18 protein-coding genes are annotated in these 17,130 nt (G+C 53.2%); 10 read left to right on the top strand and 8 right to left on the bottom strand.

Annotated features, from left to right (window positions below; all coding sequences use genetic code 11):
- Positions 1 to 13: 13 nt before the first annotated feature.
- Positions 14 to 1,414 (bottom strand): chromosomal replication initiator protein DnaA, encoded by a 1,401-nt coding sequence (gene dnaA, locus M1D91_RS23350; RefSeq protein ID WP_437433071.1) that lies wholly within the window; start codon positions 1,412 to 1,414, stop codon positions 14 to 16.
- 373 nt (positions 1,415 to 1,787) lie between these two features.
- Here dnaA and M1D91_RS23355 point away from each other — a divergent pair, with 373 nt between their 5' ends.
- From M1D91_RS23355 to M1D91_RS23395, 9 genes are all read left to right on the top strand, one after another.
- The gene (locus M1D91_RS23355; RefSeq protein ID WP_437433112.1) at positions 1,788 to 1,853 is read left to right on the top strand and encodes a hypothetical protein; all 66 of its coding nucleotides are present in this window, start codon (positions 1,788 to 1,790) and stop codon (positions 1,851 to 1,853) included.
- 229 nt (positions 1,854 to 2,082) lie between these two features.
- Positions 2,083 to 2,223 (top strand): 50S ribosomal protein L34, encoded by a 141-nt coding sequence (gene rpmH / locus M1D91_RS23360; RefSeq protein ID WP_000831330.1) that lies wholly within the window; start codon positions 2,083 to 2,085, stop codon positions 2,221 to 2,223.
- A gap of 17 nt (positions 2,224 to 2,240) precedes the next feature.
- Positions 2,241 to 2,600 (top strand): ribonuclease P protein component, encoded by a 360-nt coding sequence (gene rnpA / locus M1D91_RS23365; RefSeq protein ID WP_088221260.1) that lies wholly within the window; start codon positions 2,241 to 2,243, stop codon positions 2,598 to 2,600.
- Complete coding sequence (yidD, locus tag M1D91_RS23370; protein ID WP_437433072.1) at positions 2,564 to 2,821, top strand: membrane protein insertion efficiency factor YidD; 258 nt, start codon at positions 2,564 to 2,566, stop codon at positions 2,819 to 2,821. The genes rnpA and yidD overlap by 37 nt, the downstream gene beginning before the upstream one ends.
- Before the next feature lie 2 nt (positions 2,822 to 2,823).
- Positions 2,824 to 4,467, top strand: coding sequence for a membrane protein insertase YidC (gene yidC, locus M1D91_RS23375; RefSeq protein ID WP_437433073.1), 1,644 nt, complete (start codon positions 2,824 to 2,826; stop codon positions 4,465 to 4,467).
- A 147-nt stretch (positions 4,468 to 4,614) separates the two neighbouring features.
- Positions 4,615 to 5,979, top strand: coding sequence for a tRNA uridine-5-carboxymethylaminomethyl(34) synthesis GTPase MnmE (gene mnmE, locus M1D91_RS23380; RefSeq protein ID WP_437433074.1), 1,365 nt, complete (start codon positions 4,615 to 4,617; stop codon positions 5,977 to 5,979).
- Positions 5,976 to 6,656: a hypothetical protein gene (locus M1D91_RS23385; RefSeq protein ID WP_437433075.1), complete on the top strand. Its 681-nt coding sequence runs from the start codon at positions 5,976 to 5,978 to the stop codon at positions 6,654 to 6,656. The genes mnmE and M1D91_RS23385 overlap by 4 nt, the downstream gene beginning before the upstream one ends.
- A 166-nt stretch (positions 6,657 to 6,822) precedes the next feature.
- Positions 6,823 to 7,569 (top strand): 4'-phosphopantetheinyl transferase family protein, encoded by a 747-nt coding sequence (locus M1D91_RS23390; protein WP_437433076.1) that lies wholly within the window; start codon positions 6,823 to 6,825, stop codon positions 7,567 to 7,569.
- Between the two features lie 21 nt (positions 7,570 to 7,590).
- Entirely contained in the window at positions 7,591 to 8,157 is a 567-nt protein-coding gene (locus M1D91_RS23395) for an NADPH-dependent FMN reductase (protein ID WP_437433077.1), read from the top strand.
- A 58-nt stretch (positions 8,158 to 8,215) separates the two neighbouring features.
- Here M1D91_RS23395 and M1D91_RS23400 read toward each other — a convergent pair whose 3' ends face one another.
- Positions 8,216 to 9,550: an NCS2 family permease gene (locus tag M1D91_RS23400; RefSeq protein WP_437433078.1), complete on the bottom strand. Its 1,335-nt coding sequence runs from the start codon at positions 9,548 to 9,550 to the stop codon at positions 8,216 to 8,218.
- A 169-nt stretch (positions 9,551 to 9,719) separates the two neighbouring features.
- On the opposite strand from M1D91_RS23400, the gene yieH reads away from it, so the two are divergent.
- Positions 9,720 to 10,385 (top strand): 6-phosphogluconate phosphatase, encoded by a 666-nt coding sequence (gene yieH / locus M1D91_RS23405; RefSeq protein ID WP_437433079.1) that lies wholly within the window; start codon positions 9,720 to 9,722, stop codon positions 10,383 to 10,385.
- A 332-nt stretch (positions 10,386 to 10,717) separates the two neighbouring features.
- Here yieH and M1D91_RS23410 read toward each other — a convergent pair whose 3' ends face one another.
- The 6 genes from M1D91_RS23410 to pstS all read right to left on the bottom strand — a co-directional run bounded on the left by M1D91_RS23410 (position 10,718) and on the right by pstS (position 16,841).
- Positions 10,718 to 11,896, bottom strand: coding sequence for an esterase (locus M1D91_RS23410; protein ID WP_437433080.1), 1,179 nt, complete (start codon positions 11,894 to 11,896; stop codon positions 10,718 to 10,720).
- A gap of 249 nt (positions 11,897 to 12,145) precedes the next feature.
- Positions 12,146 to 12,871, bottom strand: a complete 726-nt coding sequence (gene phoU, locus M1D91_RS23415; protein ID WP_437433081.1) for a phosphate signaling complex protein PhoU — start codon at positions 12,869 to 12,871, stop codon at positions 12,146 to 12,148.
- Between the two features lie 137 nt (positions 12,872 to 13,008).
- Positions 13,009 to 13,782, bottom strand: a complete 774-nt coding sequence (gene pstB, locus M1D91_RS23420; RefSeq protein WP_437433082.1) for a phosphate ABC transporter ATP-binding protein PstB — start codon at positions 13,780 to 13,782, stop codon at positions 13,009 to 13,011.
- A 45-nt stretch (positions 13,783 to 13,827) separates the two neighbouring features.
- Positions 13,828 to 14,715: a phosphate ABC transporter permease PstA gene (gene pstA / locus M1D91_RS23425; RefSeq protein WP_437433083.1), complete on the bottom strand. Its 888-nt coding sequence runs from the start codon at positions 14,713 to 14,715 to the stop codon at positions 13,828 to 13,830.
- Positions 14,715 to 15,674: a phosphate ABC transporter permease PstC gene (gene pstC / locus M1D91_RS23430; protein ID WP_437433084.1), complete on the bottom strand. Its 960-nt coding sequence runs from the start codon at positions 15,672 to 15,674 to the stop codon at positions 14,715 to 14,717. Before pstC ends, pstA begins: the two co-directional genes overlap by 1 nt.
- A 126-nt stretch (positions 15,675 to 15,800) precedes the next feature.
- A complete protein-coding gene (gene pstS / locus M1D91_RS23435) occupies positions 15,801 to 16,841 on the bottom strand; it encodes a phosphate ABC transporter substrate-binding protein PstS (RefSeq protein WP_437433085.1) in 1,041 nt (346 codons plus the stop codon).
- Between the last annotated feature and the right edge of the window lie 289 nt (positions 16,842 to 17,130).

The following is a 17,130-nucleotide window of genomic DNA, read 5'->3' on the forward strand; positions in this document are numbered from 1 at the left end:
CACTTTCATCGCATCAGGAAGACAATGTTCTGATTAAGTTGGAAAAATCTTCTTTGATATCGTGGCTCTCTTCACGCAACTGCTCAATTTTACGGCAGGCATGGAGCACGGTAGTGTGGTCCCGACCGCCAAACGCATCGCCAATCTCCGGCAGGCTGTGATTGGTCAGTTCCTTCGCCAGCGCCATCGCCATCTGACGCGGGCGAGCCACCGAACGGGAGCGGCGTTTAGACAGCAGGTCCGCCACTTTAATTTTGTAATACTCCGCCACCGTCTTTTGAATATTGTCGATGGTGACCAGCTTTTCTTGTAATGCCAGCAGATCGCGCAGCGCCTCGCGCACGAAATCTATCGTTATTGCGCGTCCTGTAAAGTTGGCATTAGCAATCACACGGTTCAGCGCACCTTCGAGTTCACGCACGTTAGAGCGTAGACGCTTGGCAATAAAGAACGCCACCTCGCCTGGCAGACGGATGTCATTCTCGTCCGCTTTTTTCATCAGGATCGCCACGCGGGTTTCCAGTTCAGGCGGCTCGATCGCTACCGTCAGTCCCCAACCAAAACGGGATTTCAGACGATCTTCAACCCCGTTGATCTCTTTGGGATAACGATCCGACGTCAGTATGATCTGCTGATTGCCCTCAAGCAGAGCGTTAAAGGTGTGAAAAAACTCTTCCTGCGAGCGCTCTTTATTAGCAAAGAACTGAATATCATCGATAAGCAGCGCATCCACTGAGCGATAATAGCGTTTAAACTCTTCGATCGCGTTGTTTTGTAAGGCTTTAACCATATCCTGTACAAAACGTTCAGAGTGCATATAAACCACTTTGGCATTGGGCTTACGCGCCATAATGCCATTACCTACCGCATGTAAAAGGTGGGTTTTACCTAAGCCCGTTCCCCCATAGAGGAAAAGCGGGTTATACGCGCCGCCCGGGTTGTCTGCCACCTGACGGGCCGCCGCACGCGCCAGCTGGTTAGATTTACCTTCGACGAAGTTATCAAAAGTATGTTTGAGGTTAACGTTAGAACGGTAGGTGGGCTCCGCTGGTGCCGGCACATTATCCCAACCAGAACGCGCTGCCGGGGCAACACGCTGCGGTTGTTGCACGTGAGGCGTTTGTACCGGAGCGGCTACATGAGCAGGCTCCCGGTGCAGTTGCGTAACGGGTTTTGTCCCGACTTCAAAACGCAGTTGCGGCACATCCGTGCCGCAGAAATCGTTCAGCAGCCCGTTAATATTATTGAGGTATTTGTCTCTGACCCAATCGAGTACAAAACGGTTTGGCGCATACAAAGCCAGCGTGTTATCGCTCAGTTCCGCCTGCAAAGGGCGGATCCACATGCTGAATTCTGTGGCTGGTAACTCATCCTGCAATCGGGCAAGACACTGCTGCCAAAGCGAAAGTGACACGGCGGACTCCACTCGAACAAAATCGATAAATAAAAGACAGAAACATTAATGATTGTTGACACACGTCGATAAGACCCAGCAGGGGTGACGTGCGAACCGCTATCTGCGGTTTTACACTTCATCCTTCCGGCTGCCATGTTGCAGGCGGCTCTTTGCGCGACGAAGAAGGATAGTGTAATGCCCGGCGCTGATCCCTGGATCGCGATCGGGACCGCGGATCATAGCCTAAACTGCTTCAGAGATCTTGTGTTTCTCACAGATTCTTCACGATTTATCCACAGGGCAATCGGGAATCGGCTAAGTGTAAACGATCCCGGATAGGGTGCGGGACGATTTACACCGCATATTGGAAAATTTAATGAGTAATCCCGAAATGGGGCTTAATCGATCTAACGAAGATCCTGGACGATCCTTGCGATTTCCTGTTTGGGTCGTATAATCCTCCCCCCGGCGCGTTAAGCTCATTTTCAACCGTCGGACGCTGACTGTTTTTCACCCTAAAATGTGCAAAAATAGACGCGTTATAAGGAAAGAGAATTGACTCCGGAGTGTACAATTATTACAATCCGGCCTCTTAAATCACCCACACTGAAGCGTTAGTCGTTCGCTTAGCCTTACGGGCATACGCAAAAGTCAGTGAATTCATTCAAGTTTAGGTAGAAATCGCCATGAAACGCACTTTTCAACCGTCCGTACTGAAGCGCAACCGTTCTCACGGCTTCCGTGCTCGTATGGCTACTAAAAATGGTCGCCAGGTTCTGGCTCGTCGTCGCGCTAAAGGCCGCGCACGTCTGACCGTTTCCAAGTAATAAAAGCTAACCCCTGAGTGGTTAAGCTCGCTTTTCCCAGGGAGTTACGTTTGTTAACTCCCAATCATTTCACCTTCGTCTTCCAGCAGCCACAACGGGCTGGCACGCCGCAAATCACCATCCTCGGCCGCCTGAATTCGCTGGGGCATCCCCGTATCGGTCTTACCGTCGCTAAAAAAAATGTTAAACGAGCTCACGAGCGCAATCGGATTAAACGTCTGACGCGTGAAAGTTTTCGTTTGCGTCAGCACGAGCTTCCAGCAATGGATTTCGTGGTGGTAGCGAAAAAGGGGGTTGCCGATCTCGATAACCGTGCTCTCTCGGAAGCGTTGGAAAAATTATGGCGCCGCCATTGTCGCCTGGCTCACGGCTCCTGATAGGCCTTATCCGGGTCTATCAAATCCTGATTAGTCCGCTACTCGGGCCGCGTTGCCGTTTCACCCCAACCTGTTCTCACTATGGAATTGAGGCATTGCGCAGGTTTGGAGTGATAAAAGGCAGTTGGTTGACAGTGAAACGCGTATTAAAATGCCACCCTTTACATCCGGGTGGAGACGATCCCGTCCCGCCAGGACCCTTTAATACCAGAGAACACTAACGATGGATTCGCAACGCAATCTTTTTGTCATCGCTTTGTTGTTCGTGTCTTTCATGATCTGGCAAGCCTGGGAGCAGGATAAAAATCCTCAACCTCAGCAGCAGATCACGCAGACTACGACCACCGCAGCGGGTAGCGCAGCCGACCAGGGCGTACCAGCCAGTGGCCAGGGGAAACTGATTACGGTTAAAACTGACGTGCTTTCCCTCACCATCAACACCCGTGGTGGTGATGTTGAGCAGGCACTGCTTCTGGGTTATCCGAAAGAACTGGGTTCTAACGAGCCTTTCCAGTTACTGGAAACCACCCCGGAGTTTATCTATCAGGCGCAGAGCGGTCTGACCGGTCGTGACGGCCCGGATAATCCGGCGAATGGACCACGTCCGCTGTACAACATTGATAAAGATGCGTTCGAACTGGCGGATGGCCAGAACGAACTGGCGATTCCGTTGACCTATACAGATGCAGCGGGTAACACCTTCACCAAAACCTTCACCCTGAAACGTGGTGAATATGCGGTGAACGTGGGCTACAACGTGCAGAACGCCAGCGAAAAACCGCTGGAAGTCTCTTCCTTTGGTCAGCTGAAGCAATCCATCAATCTGCCATCGCACCGCGATACCGGCAGCAGCAACTTCGCCCTGCATACTTTCCGTGGCGCGGCCTACTCCACGCCGGATGCGAAGTATGAGAAATACAAATTCGATACCATTGCTGATAACGAAAACCTGAACATCAGTGCCAACAACGGCTGGGTAGCCATGCTGCAACAGTACTTTGCTACCGCATGGATCCCGCGTGTTGATGGCGCGAATAACTTCTATACCAGCAACCTGGGTAACGGCGTTGCCGCTATCGGCTACAAATCCCAGCCGGTTCTGGTACAACCAGGCCAGACCGCCGCGCTGAACAGCACCCTGTGGGTGGGCCCGGAGATTCAGGACAAAATGGCTGCCGCTGCACCACACCTGGATTTGACCGTGGATTATGGCTGGTTGTGGTTCATCTCTCAGCCGCTGTTTAAACTGCTGAAATGGATCCATAGCTTCCTCGGCAACTGGGGCTTCTCCATCATCGTTATTACCTTTATCGTTCGTGGCATCATGTACCCGCTGACTAAAGCGCAGTACACCTCCATGGCGAAAATGCGTATTCTGCAACCTAAGATCCAGGCAATGCGTGAGCGTCTGGGTGATGATAAACAGCGTCAAAGTCAGGAGATGATGGCGCTGTACAAAGCGGAGAAAGTGAACCCGCTGGGCGGTTGTTTCCCACTGCTGATTCAGATGCCAATCTTCCTGGCGCTGTATTACATGCTGATGGGCTCTGTAGAGCTGCGCCACGCGCCTTTCGCTCTGTGGATCCATGACCTGTCTGCACAGGACCCGTACTACATCCTGCCGATTCTGATGGGCGTGACGATGTTCTTCATCCAGAAGATGTCGCCGACCACCGTAACCGACCCGATGCAGCAGAAGATCATGACCTTCATGCCGGTCATCTTCACCGTGTTCTTCCTGTGGTTCCCGTCAGGTCTGGTGCTGTACTACATCGTCAGCAACCTGGTAACCATCCTTCAGCAGCAGCTGATTTACCGTGGTCTGGAGAAGCGTGGCCTGCATAGCCGCGAGAAGAAAAGCTCCTGATACGCTTTATTTTTCAAGCCGCAGCGGCGTTAGCTGCATGCACTTACCGCCTTGCTGCAGCTTGAATGATTTTGAGTATTCACGGTAAAGTTAATGCCAGAGAAGGCGGTCATTAGACCGCCTTTTTTACATTTAAAGAGAACTATCATGAGCCATAACGACACCATTATCGCCCAGGCAACCCCACCCGGCCGCGGCGGCGTCGGTATCCTGCGTATCTCTGGCCTGAAAGCCCGTGAAGTAGCCCAGACCGTTCTGGGCAAGCTGCCAAAGCCTCGTTACGCCGATTATCTGCCGTTCAATGACGTTGACGGCAAGGCGCTGGATCAGGGGATCGCCCTGTGGTTTCCGGGCCCGAATTCGTTTACGGGCGAAGATGTGCTGGAGTTACAGGGACACGGCGGCCCGGTCATTCTGGATTTACTGTTGAAGCGTATTTTGACGATCCCGGGCGTGCGCATCGCCAATCCGGGCGAGTTCTCCGAGCGCGCTTTCCTTAATGACAAGCTGGATTTAGCCCAGGCGGAAGCCATTGCTGACCTCATTGATGCCAGCTCTGAGCAGGCGGCACGTTCCGCGCTGAACTCGTTGCAGGGTGCATTCTCTGCCCGCGTAAACCACTTAGTGGAAGCACTCACTCACCTGCGGATCTACGTTGAAGCGGCTATCGACTTCCCGGATGAAGAAATAGATTTTCTTTCCGATGGCAAAATTGAAGCCCAGCTCAATACGGTCATTGTCGATCTGGACGCTGTACGCGCTGAAGCGCGTCAGGGTAGCCTGCTGCGTGAAGGGATGAAAGTAGTGATTGCAGGTCGCCCCAATGCCGGTAAATCAAGCTTGCTGAACGCGCTGGCGGGCCGTGAAGCGGCGATCGTGACGGACATTGCCGGCACTACACGCGACGTACTCCGTGAGCACATCCATATTGACGGCATGCCGCTACATATTATCGACACCGCCGGCCTTCGTGATGCCAGTGATGAAGTTGAACGCATCGGTATCGAACGCGCCTGGCAGGAGATCGAGCAAGCCGACCGCGTGCTGTTTATGGTGGATGGCACCACGACCGATGCGCAGGATCCCGCTGAAATCTGGCCTGACTTCATTGCCCGTCTGCCGCAAAAATTGCCGATTACCGTTGTGCGTAACAAAGCCGATGTCACAGGCGAGACGCTGGGTATCAGCGATGTGAATGGTCACTCACTTATTCGTCTTTCCGCACGGACCGGCGAGGGTGTAGAGGCGTTACGAAACCATCTTAAGCAAAGTATGGGGTTCGACACCAACATGGAAGGCGGCTTCCTTGCTCGCCGTCGTCACCTTCAGGCGCTGGAAGAGGCGGCAAATCACCTGCAACAAGGCAAAGCACAGCTGCTGGGCGCCTGGGCTGGCGAGTTACTGGCCGAGGAGCTACGCCTTGCACAGCAGTCGTTAAGCGAGATTACCGGCGATTTCACCTCCGACGATCTGCTGGGGCGTATTTTCTCCAGCTTCTGTATCGGGAAATGACCACGACCGCGGAGTTGCTTAGCGCCCTCTACGAGGCGACCAGTGAAAAAACGCTGGCCGCCTGGCTGACGGCGCCTGATTGCGGCGCGCCCATGCATCAGCCCTATTACGATCCACATAAACTGGCGCTGGCAACGGGATTTCAGCCCGCAATGCCGGAGGGGATTTCCGCGTTGCGCCATGCCCTGGCCTCGCTGACGCAGGGTGACGAGCGGGCAGATGTGCTCCCCCCGGACGGTTTCCATTTTACTTTTTTGCCCGTCACCCTCCCGCTCTATGAGCAGTATGGTCAGCCTGAGGATATCGCGCCGTTGCTTACCCTCTGGCAGACCTGGCGTCAGCAACAGGTTCAGATCCGTGATCTGCGGCTGGTCGCGCTGCCCGGTCAGCTTTTACTGGCAGGAATACCTGATGAGGAAAGCCTGCGTTCACGTCAGGCATTCTGCGAGGCGCTGCTGGCTTCTCCCTGGCGCGATCGCCTGATCGCCCGTCATGCACATACCCCATTGCCACCGCCATTCTGGCACACCACACTGTTACGATATCGTGCACAATTCCTTCCCCTGCCAGTTCGGCACTTTTTTATGCAGCATCGGCATCAGCGCTTTGGCAGCGTAGCGGGAGGCGTGATCCTGGCTCAGGTGAACTACAACTGGACGCAGGTATATCCCTGCTAATCCAATTGTGAAGGAAATATGTAGATGAGTACCTATTGACTAAATTAATTGTAAAAGTCGCCCCCAGGGGCTTTTCAGATAGGTTTTTCCACATTAAAACCTAAGCGATATACGCGATAATGCGAATTATCGTTTTCAGTACCAGACCATTATCATGGAGCGAAAAATGGCCATGCATTTTGCAAGAGGGATCCTCTCAGAACGATGTGTAGATTCAGCCCGACTGTCACAACTCTGTCGTGACAGTGCAAGGCAACTTCCCGATCACCAGCAGTCGCGTTTCCTGGCCTCAAGAGCCTTGCTCGCCGAGCTCATGTTTATGCTATATGGCGTCAGTGAATTGCCGGACATCATGACGGAGTCCTCAGGACGCCCCAAATTTGCCGATCCCGATCTACCCCACTTTTCGCTGGCTTATGCCGGGAACATGGTGGGTGTTGCCATCACGACCGAAGGTGAATGCGGCCTGGATATGGAACTCCAGCGTGCAACACGTAGCTTTCATAGCCCACATGCCCGGCAGGGCAAGCATTTTTCCAGCAATGAACTGCTCTGGATTAACAACCAGAACGATCCGAACGAAGCCCAGGCGCAGCTCTCCACCCTCCGGCAAAGCGTACTGAAGCTCATCAGCCAGATACAGGATGGGCCTGACATGCTGCAGCTATTGCCCGGTGCCGGGCGCCTGCGCGTTCAGCAGCTGGCCCAGGTAGAAGTGCTGTGCGATGCCGAAGATGTCCTTATCTGGTCGGTCGCTGCGACGCCCGCAATAGAGAGCCTGAAAATCTGGGAATATGACAGTAAAAATGGCTGGCGTTATCTCGCTGATGTACAGACCCGGGCTAACGATCCTGCCTCCCGTTTAATGCGTTTTACCAGCTTGCCTGCGGAAAAAGTTCTCCACTCTCACTGATTTTATCGCAAGGAACAGATAATGACGGCACCCCTGAAAGTTGTGACATTACTGGGAAGTCTGCGCAAAGGATCATTCAATGCAATGGTTGCCCGCACGCTGCCTGGGCTCGCCCCGGCGGAAATGACGATCTCCCCCTTACCCTCGATCGGTACTTTTCCGCTTTATGACGCCGATCTTCAGCAAGATGAGGGTTTTCCGGCAAGCGTGGAAGAGATGGCGCAGCAGATTCGTGAAGCCGATGGGGTGGTGATCGTAACCCCGGAATATAACTATTCGGTACCGGGTGGATTAAAGAATGCTATCGACTGGCTCTCCCGCCTGCCTGTCCAGCCTTTTGCGGGTAAGCCAGTGCTGATTCAGACCAGCTCTATGGGCACCATTGGCGGCGCGCGCTGTCAGTACCATTTGCGCCAGATTCTGGTGTTCCTGGATGCGATGGTGATGAACAAACCGGAGTTTATGGGCGGTGCCATTCAGAACAAGGTCGACCCGCAGAGGGGAGTCGTCGTAGACAAAAGTATCCTTGATCACCTGACCAAGCAGCTCGCGGCGTTTAGCGATTATATTCAGCGCGTTAAAATCTGATAAAAAAAGCCCGGTCGCATCATCGCGTACCGGGCCTGTTTCACTGCCGTGGCTGAGATTAATGGTCGATAAAGACGATTTTCAGCAGGAACAGTAGCGCAACGACAATCACACACAGGCTCAGGTCGCGCAGACGGCCAGTGAAAATCTTCATCACGCAGTAGGAGATGAAGCCCAGCGCGATACCTTCAGTGATTGAGAAGCTGAACGGCATCATCACCGCAGTAATAAACGCAGGAACCGCTTCTGTCAGGTCATCCCATTTTACGCGAGAGAGGCTGGAGGTCATCAGCACACCCACGTAAATCAGCGCGCCTGCGGCAGCGTAACCCGGCACCATACCCGCCAGCGGCGAAAGGAAGATAACCAACAGGAACAGGATGCCAACGACAACGGCTGTCAGACCCGTGCGGCCACCCACCGAGACACCGGAAGAGGACTCAATATAGGCCGTCACGGAAGAGGTGCCGATAAAGGAGCCGGCAACGGACGAAATACTGTCGACATACAGCGCCTGCTTCATACGCGGGAATTTACCCTTTTCGTCCACCAGCCCTGCTTTATCGGTCACACCGATAAGCGTACCGGAGGAGTCGAACAGGTTCACCAGCATGAAGGAGAAAATCACCCCGGCGAGGCCAATGTTAAAAGAACCGGCCAGATCAACATTACCCACCACGCTTGTAATGCTCGGCGGAGCCGAGACAATCCCGTGATACTGCACATCGCCCAGCAACCAGCCCAGCAGGGTGGTCACAACGATGGAAACCAGCACCGCAGCATGGATGTTACGGGAAGCCAGAATCGCGATGATAAAGAAGCCCAGCACGCCCAGCAGGACGCTATGTGAGGTCAGGTTACCGATCGACACCAGCGTGTCTTTGTTCGCCACGATAACGCCCGCGTTTTTCAGCCCCATCATGCCGATGAAAAGACCGATGCCGCTGGTAATACCCACACGCAGGCTGACCGGAATATTGGCAATCATCCAGTAACGCACACGGAAGATGGTGAGCAGCAGCAGGCCAACGGCGCCCCAGAAAATCGCGCCCATGCCAATCTGCCAGGAGAGGCCCATCGCCCCGACAACCACAAACGCAAAAAACGCATTCAGACCCATCGCAGGTGCCAGTGCCACCGGCAGGTTAGCAACCAGGCCCATCAGAATGCTTCCGAACGCCGCAATCAGGCAGGTGGTAACGAATACCGCGCTGGTATCCATGCCAGCGACACCCAAAATCTGCGGGTTTACAAAAACGATGTACACCATCGTCAGAAAGGTGGTGAAACCGGCGATCACTTCGGTGCGTGCCGATGTGCCGTGTTCGCGCAGTTTAAACACGCGTTCAAGCAACCCCTGGCCCGACGCCTGGGTAGTCTGTTGTTGGCTCATTATCAATTTCCGAACAAGGGAGGGAAAATTCGTCGCTATCCTATACCAAAATGAGACACTATTGACCGTTATCGCCCACTTTTTTTCATTGAATTTGCTTATACGGCAACGATTGCGTGGGGTAATCAGGCTTAAGTAAACGTTAAACTTGCAAGTAACAGGAAAAGGCATGTCTCAAATAGCAGCTGTATTTTTTGACTGTGACGGCACCCTGGTCGACAGTGAAGTCATTTGTTCGCGCGCGTATGTGCATATGTTTAAAGAATTTGGCATCGATCTCGACCTGGAGGAGGTGTTCAAACGTTTCAAAGGTATGAAGCTTTACGAAATCATTGAGGTGATTGGCGAAGAGCATGGCGTGGCGCTTGAGAAAACCGCTCTGGAGCCGGTGTTCCGCAGCGAAGTTGCTCGTCTGTTTGATGCTGAACTGGAAATCATTCCCGGTGCGCAGGAGCTACTGGATGCCATTACCGTGCCCGTCTGCGTGGTTTCCAATGGCCCGGTCAGCAAAATGCAGCATTCATTAGGAAAAACCGGCATTTTGCACCATTTCCCGGATTTGCTGTTCAGTGGTTACGATATTCAGCGCTGGAAGCCGGACCCGGCACTGATGCATCACGCGGCGAAAGCGCTGGGGGTAGACACGAAGCACTGCCTGCTGATCGATGATTCCGTCGCCGGCGTTCAGTCCGGTATTGCGGCGGGGATGGAGGTGTTCTACTTCTGCGCCGATCCGCATAACAAGCCTGTTACGCACCCGCAGGTCACGACCTTTACGGCGCTTTCACAACTGCCGGAACTCTGGCGCGCCCGCGGCTGGAATATCACCCGCTAAACTTATTAATTCCATTAATACAACGCATTACAGCGATAACACCGTGCAATGGAAAAAAGTAGCGGCGATGACAGGGTCCGGCTGAAAATCGACGACGCGTATCTGTAAGGCCGGGGCGACGCTCAGGAATGCAGGGCGAGGGCGGTTCACCGCCCTCGCACGTTCACGGGTTCTGGCGTGACAGAAAAGCAAGGAACATAAGGTGAAGGACATGACCCTCAGAGCTGCATGTTCCCCTCACCCTGACTCTCTCCCCAGAGAGGAGAGGGAACCTTCCGTGCTCGTATTTTCTGTGGGGATCCCTCAACCTGCGAAAAGAGAGGCGTAACACCTTACTTAAATAACTTCTGAACAAACTCAGCATAGGCCGGACGCCAGACATCCATTTCATGCCCCAGGCCGGGGTACATTTTATAGTCAAACCTGATGCCCTGCTTTTCCAGTTCGGTCTTGAGCCCGGCAATATCTTTTCCGGTCACCGGGTCTTTTTCGCCCACCACGACGGTAAAATTGTGAAGCTGATTATTGATGGCCTGCGGTTGATTAAGCTGTGCCGTAACCCCTGCATCCGGCACCGTTGTGGTGGTCACGCCGCTGAAGGTGGCCAGCCAGCCGAAGCTCTCCAGGTGGTTCATGCCTGAAACCAGCGCCTGGTACCCTCCCTGCGACAATCCGGCCAGCGCGCGGCCCTCCGCGTCCTTACGCACATTAAAGCGTCCGTCGACCAGCGGAATGATGTCATGCATTAATTCGCGATCGGCCGCCTTCGCATTGAGTGGATAGAAGGTTTTGCGACGCTCCTGCGGCGGATAGTTTTCAGGAATCGCCTGCACGATGTCGGTTTCGGTATCCGGCACGACCACCAGCATCGGCCTGATTTTGCCTTCTGCCAGCAGGTTATCCATGATTTGCGGCAAACGCCCCTGATCGATAGCTGAAAGGCCGGTATCACCGAATCCATGATAGAAATAGAGCACCGGCAGTGGCTCGCCTTTACCGTCATAGCCCGGCGGCGTCCAGATATAGACGCGGCGTTCAGCGCTCAGCGCTGTTGAGTGATAGGTGACCGTCAGCAGATCGCCGTGCAAAACCGCGCGATCGTCCAGAATACTTCCCGGAACCAGAATCAGACTGGTATTCACCTGACGCTGGGGTTTCTGGAAACGGCTTCCCGTATCCACCGATCGAAACCCGTCCACATCAAAATAGTATTCATAGAGATTTGGCTTCAGGCTCTCGCTCTTCCATGACCAGACACCGTTTTCGTCTTTGGTCATATCATGGGAAGCGAAACTGTCCGGCGTGGCACCCGTAATCACGGATACGCGTTTCGCCCCCGGCGCGAACAGGCGATAGGTAATGCTCTTGTCTTCGTTAACCTGAGTAACGTACTGACTTACCGGTATAGACTGTTCTGGCGTGACCGGGAACGGCGCGGCAACGCCGGGCCCCGCCATAGCGCCGGAGAGGGCAGCCAGGGCAACGGCAAGGCAGCTAAGTTGTCTTTTCATATCGTCTCCTTTGTCGTGTGGTTCAGTTAGCGCGCATCCTGTGCGTGAGCCAGAAACAAAAAAACCTGGCATCCCGGTGAACGAGATGTCAGGTTTAGCCCGCAACGCGGTAGCAATCCGCCTTAAAGCATAGTGGACGGACGTCGCTGAACAACACGCAATCCGTTGAAGTGTGACGGGAAGCTAAAAAGGTTGAGGTCAAAAGACAAACGCCAGCATACGCTGGCGTTCAGAGGATGAGGCGGAGAATTACTCTTTCGGGTCGTGACCGGCAAGCAGTTTATCCAGCTCGTCGCCACCAACGTGACGGAAATCCTGACCTTTTACGAAGTAGAAAATGTATTCGCAAATGTTCTGGCAGCGATCACCAATACGCTCAATGGAACGGGCACAGAACAGCGCCGTCAGCACGCTTGGGATTGTGCGCGGATCTTCCATCATGTAGGTCATCAGCTGACGCACGATGCCTTCATATTCCTGATCCACTTTCTTATCTTCACGGTAAATACGCACCGCTTCGTCGATATCCATCCGGGCGAATGCATCCAGCACGTCATGTAGCATCTGAACGGTGTGGCGACCCAGCGACTCCAGGCTTACCAGCAGCGGTTGATGCTGCGAAGAGAACTTCTCAAGCGCGGTGCGGCAGATTTTGTCTGCCACATCGCCAATACGTTCCAGTTCTGCGATGGTTTTAATGATAGCCATGACCAGACGCAGGTCACTTGCCGTCGGCTGACGCTTGGCGATAATGCGCACACAGGCTTCATCGATGGCAACTTCCATCATGTTGACCTGTTTGTCACCTTCAACCACGCGCTGCGCGAGTTCGCTGTCCTGATTGTGCATCGCGGTGATCGCATCAGAAAGCTGCTGCTCCACCATCCCACCCATGGTCATGACCTGAGTGCGGATACTTTCCAGCTCGGCGTTGAACTGGCCGGAAATATGTTTATTAAGATTAAGGTTGTCCATCGTTCCTCCAGATGCCCAAAAGATTTCTGGCTGTAGCAAGGCGGCAACTGCACGGAGCTCCGAAAGCGTAGATAACTACGTGACCGGAGTGAGCAAAGACAGCCAACGCGGGTACGGCCTGAAAGATGAAGGGCATATCAACCGTAGCGGCCAGTAATATAATCTTCGGTTTGTTTCTTCTTCGGCTTCGTGAACAGATCGTCAGTATTACTGAACTCAATCAACTCGCCGAGGTACATAAACGCTGTGTGATCGGAGCAACGTGCAGCCTGCTGCATGTTGTGGGTAACAATCACGACGGTGTAATCCTGCTTAAGCTCAGTGATCAGCTCTTCAATGCGACCCGTTGAGATAGGATCCAGAGCAGAGCAGGGCTCGTCCAGTAACAACACTTCCGGGCGAATTGCGATACCGCGTGCAATGCACAGACGCTGCTGCTGGCCACCGGAGAGAGAGTACCCGCTCTGGTGCAGCTTATCTTTAGTTTCGTTCCATAATGCGGCTTTGGTCAGGGCCCACTGCACACGTTCGTCCATATCCGCGCGGGAGAGCTTCTCAAACAGGCGCACACCGAAGGCGATATTGTCATAAATCGACATCGGGAACGGCGTTGGCTTCTGGAAGACCATCCCAACTTTAGCGCGCAGTAGCGCGATATCCTGGGTATTGGTGAGGATGTTGTCCCCATCCAGCAAAATTTCACCTTCTGCGCGCTGTTCCGGATACAGTTCGAACATCTTGTTAAACGTGCGCAGTAAGGTGGATTTACCACAGCCTGATGGCCCGATAAAAGCCGTGACCTGATTTTTGGCAATGTCCAGGCTGATGTTTTTCAGGGCATGGAATTTACCGTAATAGAAGTTCAAATCACGAACCTGAATTTTGTCCGGCGTTGTCTCAACCATACTCATTTGTCTCTTTCCTCAATCAGCACCGCTTGCGCCGTGCCGCAAAAATTAGTGTTTCTTCTTCGCGAAAATGACGCGCGCCAGGATATTCAGCAGCAACACGCACAGGGTAATCAGCAACACACCAGCCCAGGCCAGCTGCTGCCATTCCGCAAACGGACTCATGGCAAATTTGAAGATGGTGACCGGCAGGTTGGCAATAGGCTGCATCATGTCGGTGCTCCAGAACTGGTTCGACAGCGCAGTAAACAGCAAGGGTGCCGTTTCACCCGCAATACGCGCCACTGCCAGCAGCACCCCGGTCAGAATGCCGGATACGGAGGCTTTCAGCGTAATTGCAGAGATCATCTTCCATTTTGGCGTCCCCAGTGCATAAGCCGCTTCACGCAGACTGTCCGGCACCAGTTTCAACATGTTCTCGGTAGTTCGAATCACAATTGGAACCTGTAGCAGCGCCAGGGCAATAACACCTGCCCAACCAGAGAAGTGCTGCATTTGCATCACCACAATGGTGTAGACAAAAAGACCGACAACGATAGAAGGAGCAGATAGCAGGATGTCGTTAATAAAGCGGATCACTTCGGCCAGAAGAGATTTGCGGCCGTATTCCGCAAGGTAGATCCCGGCCAGAATGCCAAGCGGCGTACCGAAAGCTGTTGCCCAGAAAATCAGTAATCCACTGCCTGCCAACGCATTCGCCAGCCCGCCGCCTGCGGTATTGGGTGGCGGAGTCATTTCAGTAAACAGAGCAAGAGACATGCCGTCGAAACCGCGCGTCACGGTCGACATCAGGATCCAGATCAGCCAGAACAGACCAAAGGCCATAGTCGCCATAGAGAGCGTCAGAGCCACCCGGTTTTTTGTACGGCGCTTTGCCTGCATTTTACGGCGGGATTCGGCCAGTTCTGTAGAGGTTTGCATTTCGAGAGTCGCCATTAGCGTGCCCCCTCGTTCTTCGCCAGACGCATAATCATTACTTTAGAAATCGCCAGAACGATAAAGGTGATCACAAACAGGATAAGTCCCAGCTCCATCAGTGCGGCAACATGCAGCCCGGATTCTGCTTCCGCGAACTCATTCGCCAGCGCAGAGGTAATACTGTTGCCCGGCATATAGAGCGAGGCGCTGTCGAGCTGATACGTGTTACCGATGATAAAGGTCACCGCCATGGTTTCACCTAACGCACGGCCCAGACCCAGCATCACACCACCAATCACGCCGTTTTTGGTAAACGGCAGAACAATGCGCCAGATAACTTCCCAGGTGGTGCAGCCAATACCGTAGGCCGACTCTTTCATCATCACCGGGGTTTGTTCGAACACATCGCGCATTACTGCTGCGATGTAAGGAATAATCATGATGGCGAGGATAACGCCAGCGGCCAGAATGCCGATGCCAAATGCCGGGCCGGAGAAGAGCGCGCCAACAAAAGGAATGGCGGACATGACATTACCGACCGGCTCCTGGAAATATTTCGCAAACAGCGGCGCAAAAATAAATAAGCCCCACATGCCGTAAACGATACTCGGAATAGCCGCCAGCAACTCAATCGCAATGCCTAAAGGACGCTTAAGCCAGGCCGGAGCCAGCTCAGTCAGAAAGAGGGCAATCCCAAAGCTGACCGGCACTGCTATCAGCAGGGCAATAAACGAAGTGACCAGCGTGCCGTAAATCGGCACCAGTGCACCAAAAATTTCGTTGGGTGCATCCCACTCTTTCGTCCACAGGAAGGAGAAACCAAATTTCTGGATACTCGGCCAGGAGGAGAAAATCAGCGACACGATAATGCCACCGAGCAGCAATAGCACAATCAGCGCAGCCAGTCTTACCAGCGCGCTGAATATCATGTCACCTTTTTTGCCCGGAGGGCTAAAAGCCGGCTTGGTTGCAGCCATATATCACTCTTTAAGTTTGGGCCAGGAAGCGCGCATTTTATCGTGCTTCCTGGCTAACGTAATGCCATACCCTGGATAATTCGCGCTACAGCCACTACTGCTGCCGCGCGAAGTGATGACGGGTATTTAATACAGCGCTTTACCGCTGCTGTCCTTCACGTTGGTTTTCCATGCTGCGCGAACCTGCTCAACAACGCTTTCTGGCAGCGTTGCGTAATCCAGTTCGTTGGCTTGTTTGCCACCGTTTTTGTAAGCCCAGTCAAAGAACTTCAGAACTTCAGCACCCTGCTCAGGTTTTTTCTGCTCTTTGTGCACCAGGATGAAGGTAGTGGAGGTAATCGGCCACACGTCTTCGCCTTTCTGGTTGGTCAGGTCCTGCGCGAAGGATTTGCTCCAGTCGATGTTTTTCGTCGCGTTGGAGAAGCTCTCTTCAGTCGGAGAGACCGGCTTGCCATCAGCAGAAAGCAGCTTGGTATAAGTCAGGTTGTTCTGCTTAGCGTAGGCGTATTCAACGTAACCGATGGAGCCTGGCAGACGCTGAACAAATGCAGCGATACCGTCGTTACCTTTACCGCCAAGACCCGTCGGCCAGTTAACGGTAGAGCCAGCGCCGATAGAGGATTTCCACTCTTCATTCACTTTTGCCAGGTAGCTGGTAAAGACGAAGGAAGTACCGGAACCATCAGCACGACGCACGACGGCGATGTTCTGAGAAGGCAGTTTTTTACCTGGGTTCAGCTTAGCGATTGCTGCGTCATCCCATTTTTTGATTTTGCCAAGGTAGATATCGCCCAGGGTTTTACCATCCAGCACCAGCTCACCCGATTTGAAACCTTCCAGGTTAACGGCCAGCACCACGCCACCGATAACGGTAGGGAACTGGAACAGACCTTCCTGAGCCAGTTTATCGTCAGCCAGAGGAGCATCAGACGCACCGAAATCAACGGTGTTAGCAATGATCTGTTTTACGCCGCCAGAGGAGCCGATACCCTGGTAGTTTACTTTACTACCGTTTTCTTTCTGGTATGTATCAGCCCACTTGGCATACACCGGCGCCGGGAAAGTTGCACCCGCACCCGTCAGACTTGCAGCGGCATTAACTGCAAAAGCGCTCAGAGAAAAGGTCGCGGCGACAACAGTTGCGACAGTGGTACGCATAACGTTCATAATGTCTCCTGCTAGGAATCGTAAATCGTTGTTTAGTGGCTACGATGAGCAAAATAGGACACTTTGATGACAGTTATATGCAAGGATTGTTACTGTTTGATGACAATGGCCATTAAAGTCGGAATGCGAGTAAAAATAGTTGCAGCATCATGGGGATGCTGAAGTTGATGACGTTTAGTTTTCAATAAGGTTTTAGTTTTGTGACAGTTAAAACGTAGTTGATGCGCTGAGAATGTCACCCGTTAGCGTTGAAAAAAAGAGGTATCTCGCCAGCCGGTGAGATAAAAAA

It is taken from the genome of Enterobacter sp. SA197, assembly GCF_054131575.1.